Source organism: Pseudoalteromonas aurantia 208 (assembly GCF_014858725.1).
Taxonomy (GTDB): domain Bacteria; phylum Pseudomonadota; class Gammaproteobacteria; order Enterobacterales; family Alteromonadaceae; genus Pseudoalteromonas; species Pseudoalteromonas aurantia.
On sequence record NZ_AQGV01000012.1, the window covers coordinates 2,538,392 to 2,545,844 of the forward strand.

Here is a 7,453-nt window from a genome sequence, read left to right on the forward strand (position 1 = left end):
AATTGTTTTTGCAATGTGCCTAATTCAATTTATTGCCCCTATCATACCAGACTCTGCGAAGCTGCAAACCATTGAAGTCAAAACAGCGAAGTTTTACTGGTAAAAAGCGGAGCCACGTAAACTAATGTTGCTATTTTTGTTAGCAACAAATACCCAATGTAGCAACAAATTGAAACATAATCGAGATTAACTGTATATATGGTGATATTTAGGCATAATTCAAGCTATTTAGATGATTTAACTTTTTTTACTTTTTCGACGCAGCTATACTTACGTTGATTAAATGAACATTATGAGCTAATAACTATGGCTAAGAACCGTTTTGCCCCAAAACAACTTAATGAGCTTATGGGAAAGTGGTCCAATAAAATGGTCAGTTATTCAGAGAAATCACAAGCCATGTCACAGTGGCAGAGTTGCCTAGAAAAAGCGGTGGGCCCCGTATTAATTAAGAAATGCCGCATAGGGAATTACCGAGACGGGACTTTAGTTATTGAAGCTGCTTCAGCAACATTAGCCACCCGGCTTAATTTTTTAAAAATGGATATTCTGTCTCAGTTTAGAGCTTCTGGAATGTTCGAATGCGCGCAAGTAAAAATAGTAACTAACCCCGAAGCGCAGCAAAGACTTACCCCGAAAAAAGAAAACAAAACAATCAATGATGAAACGCATAAAAGGAGATCTATGAGTGAACAAACGGGTTTACAGCTCATCGAACTAGCCAACAATGCACCATCTAGCTTACAAGCCAAACTGCTCAAATTAGCAAGTCATGCACAAAAAAAATGACGCGATATGCGTCATTTTTTAGAATTTTTCGATTTTCAAGCCGTGGTAATTTCCATACCCGGCGCTGGCATGCTGACTGGTTCTTCGAAAGTAGCCCATTCCCATGCAGTTTCTGATGCCATAATTTCACGTAAAAGTTTGTTGTTCAAACCATGACCTGACTTATAACACGTAATTTTACCTAAAATATTATACCCTGCCATGAACATATCACCCACACAGTCTAATATCTTATGCTTAACAAACTCATCTGAATAGCGCAAACCACTCGGGTTTAATACTTTATATTCATCAAGTACCACTGCATTATCCATACTACCGCCTAACGCTAGGTTATTAGCATGCATATACTCAATATCTTTCATAAAACCAAATGTGCGGGCTCTACTAATTTCTTCCGTAAAACTCTGTGCGGTAATATCTAAACCGATGCGCTGACGACTGTCATTTATCGCAGGGTGATCAAAGGCGATTTCAAAATCAATATGAAAGCCATCGTAAGGGGTGATCTCAGCCCACTTATCACCATCTTCCACACGAACTTTTTCTTTAATTCGAATGAACCGCTTTGCGACGTTTTGCTCTTTAATACCGCCCTTTTGTAATAAATAAATGAATGGTAATGCACTACCATCCATAATAGGCACTTCTGAACTATCAAGCTCTACAACTAGGTTATCTATACCCAGTGCCGCAACAGCTGCAATTAAATGCTCAGTGGTGGAAAGACGTATTCCATCTTTGTTCGTTAAACAAGTACACAATTGCGTATCACCAACAGCTTCTGGCGTAGTCTCAAAATCTACCACAGGGTCAAGATCTACACGACGAAATACCACACCGGTATTCTCGCTCGCAGGTCGGAGAGTAATTGTGACCTTTTCACCTTTATGAAGTCCTACACCTGTTGCTTTAACAACTTCAGCAATTGTACGTTGTTTAATCATAACTTCGCCCACTTCAAATAACACTTAGACGGCGGATTGTATCACAGATACGACCACCTGCCAATTGTTTAACTATCAACCAAATTTAATCTGACTGTTTACGTAAAAACGCAGGGATATCAAAATAATCACCCTTGTCTGTGTCTTGCTCAACACTTTTACTTACCGCCTGACTCTCTTGCGCTGCTGTACTCACTGTCGATGTTGAGTTCGTTACATTTCCAGTGTTTTCAGATGTAACCTCTGATTGAGTAAAGCTTGGAACAAACATTCCACTGGATTGCTGATTTGTTGATGCTGAGGCAACATCACCACCAGCGGCTTTCTTAAAGCCATTATCAACTATGCCAAACTGAGGACGACGCTCACCGCCAAGCCCTGTAGCAACCACTGTTACGCGTAATTCATCGCTCATATCAGGGTCGATTACGGCACCAACAACAACCGTCGCGTTTTCAGATGCTAATGCTTTTACATGATTACCAACAATTTCGAACTCTTCGATGGTAATATCCATTCCAGCTGTAATGTTAACCAAAATACCTTTTGCACCCGTTAAATCTACATCTTCTAATAAAGGGCTTGAAATTGCAGCTTCTGCCGCTTCTTGTGCTCTATCTGGCCCAGATGCAGAAGCCGTTCCCATCATCGCGGTGCCCATTGCCGACATAACAGTTCTTACATCTGCAAAATCCACATTGATCAAACCAGAACGTGTTATTAGTTCAGCAATACCTTGAACTGCACCATAGAGTACGTCATTCGCCTTAGCAAACGCGTCTAAAAGTGTAGTTCCTTTACCTAAAACTTTAAGTAATTTATTGTTTGGAATTGTAATCAGTGAGTCAACAATTTCTGACAGCTCACCAATACCTTGATCAGCGGCCGCCATACGCTTTTTACCTTCAAGATCAAAGGGTCTTGTCACTACAGCAACCGTTAAAATACCCAACTCTTTCGCTACACGAGCAACAACAGGGGCTGCCCCAGTACCTGTTCCACCACCCATACCTGCAGCGATGAATACCATATCAGCACCTTCAAGTGCTGTTTTTATAGTTTCAATGTCTTCTTCAGCTGACTTACGACCAACTTCAGGGTTTGCGCCTGCGCCTAACCCTGAAGTAATTTGCGTACCCAATTGAACAGTTATATCTGCTGAAGACTTCCGCAATGCCTGTGCATCCGTATTTGCAGCAACGAAACGTACACCCTCAATTTCCTGTTTAACCATATGCTCAACGGCGTTTCCACCACCACCGCCGACACCTATTACTTTAATAACAGCTTCTTCGCTGTGTTCTTCCATTATATCAAACATCTTTCACTCTCCGACTTGAGCTTAAAACTCGCCTTGAAACCATTTAGTAACTCGGTTCCACCAATTTCCATCCGACTCAGCTTTCGACTTCTGTGCATTCATCGATTGCAAAGTACGGCCATATTGTAACAAACCTACAGCTGTTGCATATGCAGGATCGTTAACATAATCTGTTAATCCGGTAATTCCAATAGGTTTACCAACTCTTACGGGCATTTGACATATATCTTCAGCAACTTCGAGCGCACCCGCCATTTTACCACTCCCGCCCGTGATAACTAGTCCCGCTGCTATTTGATCTTCAAAACCCGAACGACGTATCTCTTCCAGTGTTAACTCTAACAACTCCCTAAAACGTGGCTCCACAACTTCAGAAAGTGTATGTCGCGACATTAAACGCGCAGGTCTTCCACCAACACTAGGAACTTCAATGGTCTCTTCACTACTGGCCATTTGGCTACTTGCACATGCATATTGCACTTTTAAAGATTCAGCATGGGAAATCGGGGTTCGAAATATCTTAGCGATATCCCCCGTAACTTGATTACCGGCAACAGGGATAACAGCCGAATGACGTAAAGCTCCATTAAGATAAATAGCGATATCCATCGTACCACCACCTATATCAACAACCGCCACACCGAGCTCTTTTTCATCTTCAGTCAGCACGGAATAACATGACGCCAGTGCACTAAAGGTCAGTTGGTCAACATTTAAGCCACATCGCTCAACACATTTTTCAATATTCTTTGCCATGTCATTAGAGCACGTAATAATGTGTGCTTTTGCTTCCATACGTACACCACTCATACCCAAAGGGTTTTTTATTCCCTCTTGCATATCAATGCTATATTCTTGTGGCAGAGAGTGTAACATTTTCCGCTCTGCGGAAATTGGAACTGATCGCGCTATATGAATGACATTTGCAATATCATCGTCTGTTACTTCAGAATTATTAATCGCAACAACACCACTTTCATTTTGGCATTGAATATGCTTGCCTGATATGCCTAAGTAAACAGAACTTATTCGGCAATCAGCCATCAATTCGGCTTCATCTATAGCACGGCGAATAGATTCAGAAACTAAATTTAAATCATTCACGCCACCCTTATCCATACCATGGGATACTTGGTTGCCCACTCCCACAATACTGAGCTGATTATCTGCCGTGATCTCTCCAACTGTTGCGACTACTTTAGAGGTACCAACATCGAGCCCTATCACTAAGTTTCTTTCTGCTGACTTCGTCATGCTTTACTCTTATTTTGTTGTTCTTCAATTAGCGGGTATTTCCAGCTCACCGCAAGCCCTGTGTCATAGCGTAAATCAATAGCATCAATTAAAGCCCCATTCGGCTTGTGCATTTTCGGGTAAACATCAATAAAGCGCTGTACTCGTTTTGCTTTTTCTTCTCGACCTAAATTTAGACGAATGCCATTTTCTAACCACAGCTGCCAAGCAAACCGCTCTGATAATGCAAGGCTGACTAAGTGGAATTGGTTAACTTCAAGCATGGCTTTTAACTGTAAAAAAGTATGCCATGCTTCCGTTTCACTGCCCTCAGGCCCATATAGTTGCGGCAACATACTTGTTAAGCTTTCATTTGGTGCCTGAAAAACATCACCACTTTCATTCAGCAATAAATCACTGTTCCATATTGCCACTGGTTTATGCTCAACCACATAAACCAGCAATTGATCCGGCCATTGCTTACGAACAGACACACTTGCCACCCAAGGCAAAGACAACACGGACTCCCGTACAGCTTCAATATCTAACTCAAAGTAACTACTTAAATCCACGCGCCTAATCGCGGTAACGATGTCATGTTCACTGCTATAATTGGGCTGCCCTAATACAGTAAGTTGCCTAAACTGTGCATCTTTATGTGCAACTAACCAATCACTAACCCAGTACATACTTTTTATTAAACCGAAAATTACCACCATGAAAAAACCTAAGCCGAAAAGCAAAGACCAATTCAATCTTTGATTTAAGGATTTAGCTTTTTTGAAAAACGCACGCATATTAAAGCGTTTGCTCCAAAATGCGAACAACTAATTGCTCAAAACTCACACCTTGTGCTTTCGCAGCCATAGGAACCAATGATTTTTCCGTCATTCCGGGGACCGTATTGACCTCCAATAGGTAAAACTGACCATTTTCATCTTGCATAGCATCCACTCGTCCCCAGCTTGAAGCCCCGACGAGTTTAAACGCATGCTTCGCCATAATTTGGAGCTGCGCCCTGTGAGCATCACTCATATTCGCAGGACAATAATACTCGGTGCTATTTACCTGATATTTAGCTTCGTAATCATAGAAACCACGCGGTGTTTTCATTTCAATAACGGGTAACGCGTCATTCCCGAGCATCGCAACGGTAAACTCCCGACCAGTGATCCATTGCTCGACTAATACTTCGTCATCATAGTCAAATGCGGCTGTTAAAGCTTGCGTCAGCTCCTGTGCTGTATTAGCTTGCGCCATTCCTATGCTTGATCCTTCATGACTTGGTTTAACCATAACTTTGCCAAAATCAGCTATAATTGCGTTTGCATCAAACCCTTCTGAAGCATTAACTACTGTATATGCAGCCGTACTTAACTGAGCTGTTTTAAATAAGTGTTTACTCCGCACTTTATCCATCGCTAACGCACTACCTAACACACCACTGCCAGTATACGGCAAAGACATAAACTCCAATGCCCCCTGAATTGTACCATCTTCACCACCCCGGCCGTGAAGTGCAATGAATACCCTATCTATTTTCAGTGCTTTCAGCTCTAAAATATTGCGTTGTGCTGGATCAAAGGCAACTGCATCCACCCCGGCAGCTAACAATCCGTTTAAAACGGCTTTTCCTGACATTAATGATACTTCGCGCTCTGCTGAACTTCCCCCCAGCAAAACTGCTACTTTACCAAACTGCTTCATGCATCACCTTGTTTTAAAATGTTAATCGACATCTTTGTAGCCGCTAGCTTTTTAACAATTTGTCCAATATTACCCGCACCTTGCGTAATAACTAGGTCATTATCAGCCAAAGTTTCTGACAGCACACCCGCCAGTTCATTATGGTCCGATACATGAATAGGCTCTACGCCCCTTTGACGTAAACTTCGACATAAACTTTTACTATCAGCGCCGACAATAGGACTTTCTCCTGCGCTATAAACGTCCAATAAGATCAGCTGGTCAACGTCAGCAAGTACTCGTACAAAGTCTTCATATAAATCTCTGGTACGGGAAAACCTATGCGGCTGATATATCATGATCAAGCGTTTATCACTCCACCCAGCTCTTGCAGCCTGAATTGTAACCTGAACTTCCGATGGGTGATGTCCATAATCGTCCACTAGCATCACTTTACCGCGCTCATTCTCATATTCTCCATAATGCTGAAAACGTCGGCCTATACCTTCAAAATCTGCTAATGCCTTCAAAATAAACGCGTTGTCAATATCATGATCTTTTGCCACAGCTATTGCCGCAGTGGCGTTTAGTGCATTATGCTTGCCGGGCATATTTAGCACGACATCAATGCACTCACCTTGCTTCGTCATTACTGTAAACTCACAACTATTCACAGTTTGAGTAAAATTCACCATTTTGTAATCAGCAATTTCAGACTCACCGTATGTAATTGTTGGGCGAGCAAATCGCGGAATAAGTTCATAAGCGACCTCAGAATCAATGCAAACGACCGCTAAACCATGAAAGGGCAAATTATGAATAAACTCAACATAGGTATCTTTTAACTTCTCAAAATCACCGCCATATGTATCCATATGATCAGCTTCAACGTTCGTGATCACCGATACCATAGGTTGTAAATGTAAAAAAGACGCATCACTTTCATCTGCTTCTGCAATGAGCACATCACTATTACCTAGTTTGGCATTAGTTCCTGCACTATTTAACAAGCCACCAATAACAAATGTGGGATCTAACTGAGCTTGCGCAAAAATACTGGCAATTAAACTAGTCGTAGTTGTTTTTCCGTGCGTACCAGCCACAGCAATACCATGGCGAAAACGCATCAATTCAGCAAGCATTTCCGCTCTACGAACTACAGGGATTCGTGCCGCTTGAGCCGCCACGATCTCTGGGTTTGTTACATCAATTGCTGTTGATACAACCACAACATCTGCATCCTTGACATTACTTTGATGATGGCCAATAAAAACTTCGGCCCCTGCTTTAATTAAGCGCTCGGTCATCGCGTTATTAGCAATATCTGAGCCGGTAATTCGATAACCTTCAAAAGCAAGCACTTCGGCTATTCCACCCATACCGGCACCACCAATTCCAATAAAATGAATGGTGTTAATTCTTCTCATAGCTCGGCGTTTACTTGATTCTTTCACTACACACTCTTTAATCATGTTAT

Annotated in this window: 7 protein-coding genes; 1 reads left to right on the forward strand and 6 read right to left on the reverse strand. The window is 41.9% G+C overall.

Going from position 1 to position 7,453, the window contains the following annotated elements; all coding sequences use genetic code 11:
• Positions 1-306: 306 nt before the first annotated feature.
• Entirely contained in the window at positions 307-789 is a 483-nt protein-coding gene (locus tag PAUR_RS14910) for a DciA family protein (protein WP_192508462.1), read from the forward strand.
• Between the two features lie 35 nt (positions 790-824).
• On the opposite strand, the gene lpxC is transcribed toward PAUR_RS14910, so the two are convergent.
• From lpxC to murC, 6 genes are all read right to left on the reverse strand, one after another.
• Positions 825-1,736 (reverse strand): UDP-3-O-acyl-N-acetylglucosamine deacetylase, encoded by a 912-nt coding sequence (lpxC, locus tag PAUR_RS14915; RefSeq protein WP_192508463.1) that lies wholly within the window; start codon positions 1,734-1,736, stop codon positions 825-827.
• Between the two features lie 85 nt (positions 1,737-1,821).
• A complete protein-coding gene (gene ftsZ, locus PAUR_RS14920) occupies positions 1,822-3,057 on the reverse strand; it encodes a cell division protein FtsZ (protein WP_192508464.1) in 1,236 nt (411 codons plus the stop codon).
• A 21-nt stretch (positions 3,058-3,078) separates the two neighbouring features.
• The gene (gene ftsA, locus PAUR_RS14925) at positions 3,079-4,311 is read right to left on the reverse strand and encodes a cell division protein FtsA (RefSeq protein WP_192508465.1); all 1,233 of its coding nucleotides are present in this window, start codon (positions 4,309-4,311) and stop codon (positions 3,079-3,081) included.
• Positions 4,308-5,087, reverse strand: a complete 780-nt coding sequence (locus tag PAUR_RS14930) for a cell division protein FtsQ/DivIB (protein ID WP_192508466.1) — start codon at positions 5,085-5,087, stop codon at positions 4,308-4,310. Before PAUR_RS14930 ends, ftsA begins: the two co-directional genes overlap by 4 nt.
• Before the next feature lies 1 nt (position 5,088).
• Positions 5,089-5,997: a D-alanine--D-alanine ligase gene (locus PAUR_RS14935; RefSeq protein WP_192508467.1), complete on the reverse strand. Its 909-nt coding sequence runs from the start codon at positions 5,995-5,997 to the stop codon at positions 5,089-5,091.
• Complete coding sequence (gene murC / locus PAUR_RS14940) at positions 5,994-7,448, reverse strand: UDP-N-acetylmuramate--L-alanine ligase (RefSeq protein WP_192508468.1); 1,455 nt, start codon at positions 7,446-7,448, stop codon at positions 5,994-5,996. Before murC ends, PAUR_RS14935 begins: the two co-directional genes overlap by 4 nt.
• Positions 7,449-7,453: the final 5 nt, after the last annotated feature.

Excerpts from the sequence above, each read along its gene's own strand:
- murC (WP_192508468.1), bottom strand. The coding sequence starts at position 7,448 with ATGATTAAAGAGTGTGTAGTGAAAGAATCAAGTAAACGCCGAGCTATG.
- ftsZ (WP_192508464.1), bottom strand. The coding sequence starts at position 3,057 with ATGTTTGATATAATGGAAGAACACAGCGAAGAAGCTGTTATTAAAGTA.
- PAUR_RS14910 (WP_192508462.1), top strand. The coding sequence starts at position 307 with ATGGCTAAGAACCGTTTTGCCCCAAAACAACTTAATGAGCTTATGGGA.
- PAUR_RS14935 (WP_192508467.1), bottom strand. The coding sequence starts at position 5,997 with ATGAAGCAGTTTGGTAAAGTAGCAGTTTTGCTGGGGGGAAGTTCAGCA.
- PAUR_RS14930 (WP_192508466.1), bottom strand. The coding sequence starts at position 5,087 with ATGCGTGCGTTTTTCAAAAAAGCTAAATCCTTAAATCAAAGATTGAAT.
- lpxC (WP_192508463.1), bottom strand. The coding sequence starts at position 1,736 with ATGATTAAACAACGTACAATTGCTGAAGTTGTTAAAGCAACAGGTGTA.
- ftsA (WP_192508465.1), bottom strand. The coding sequence starts at position 4,311 with ATGACGAAGTCAGCAGAAAGAAACTTAGTGATAGGGCTCGATGTTGGT.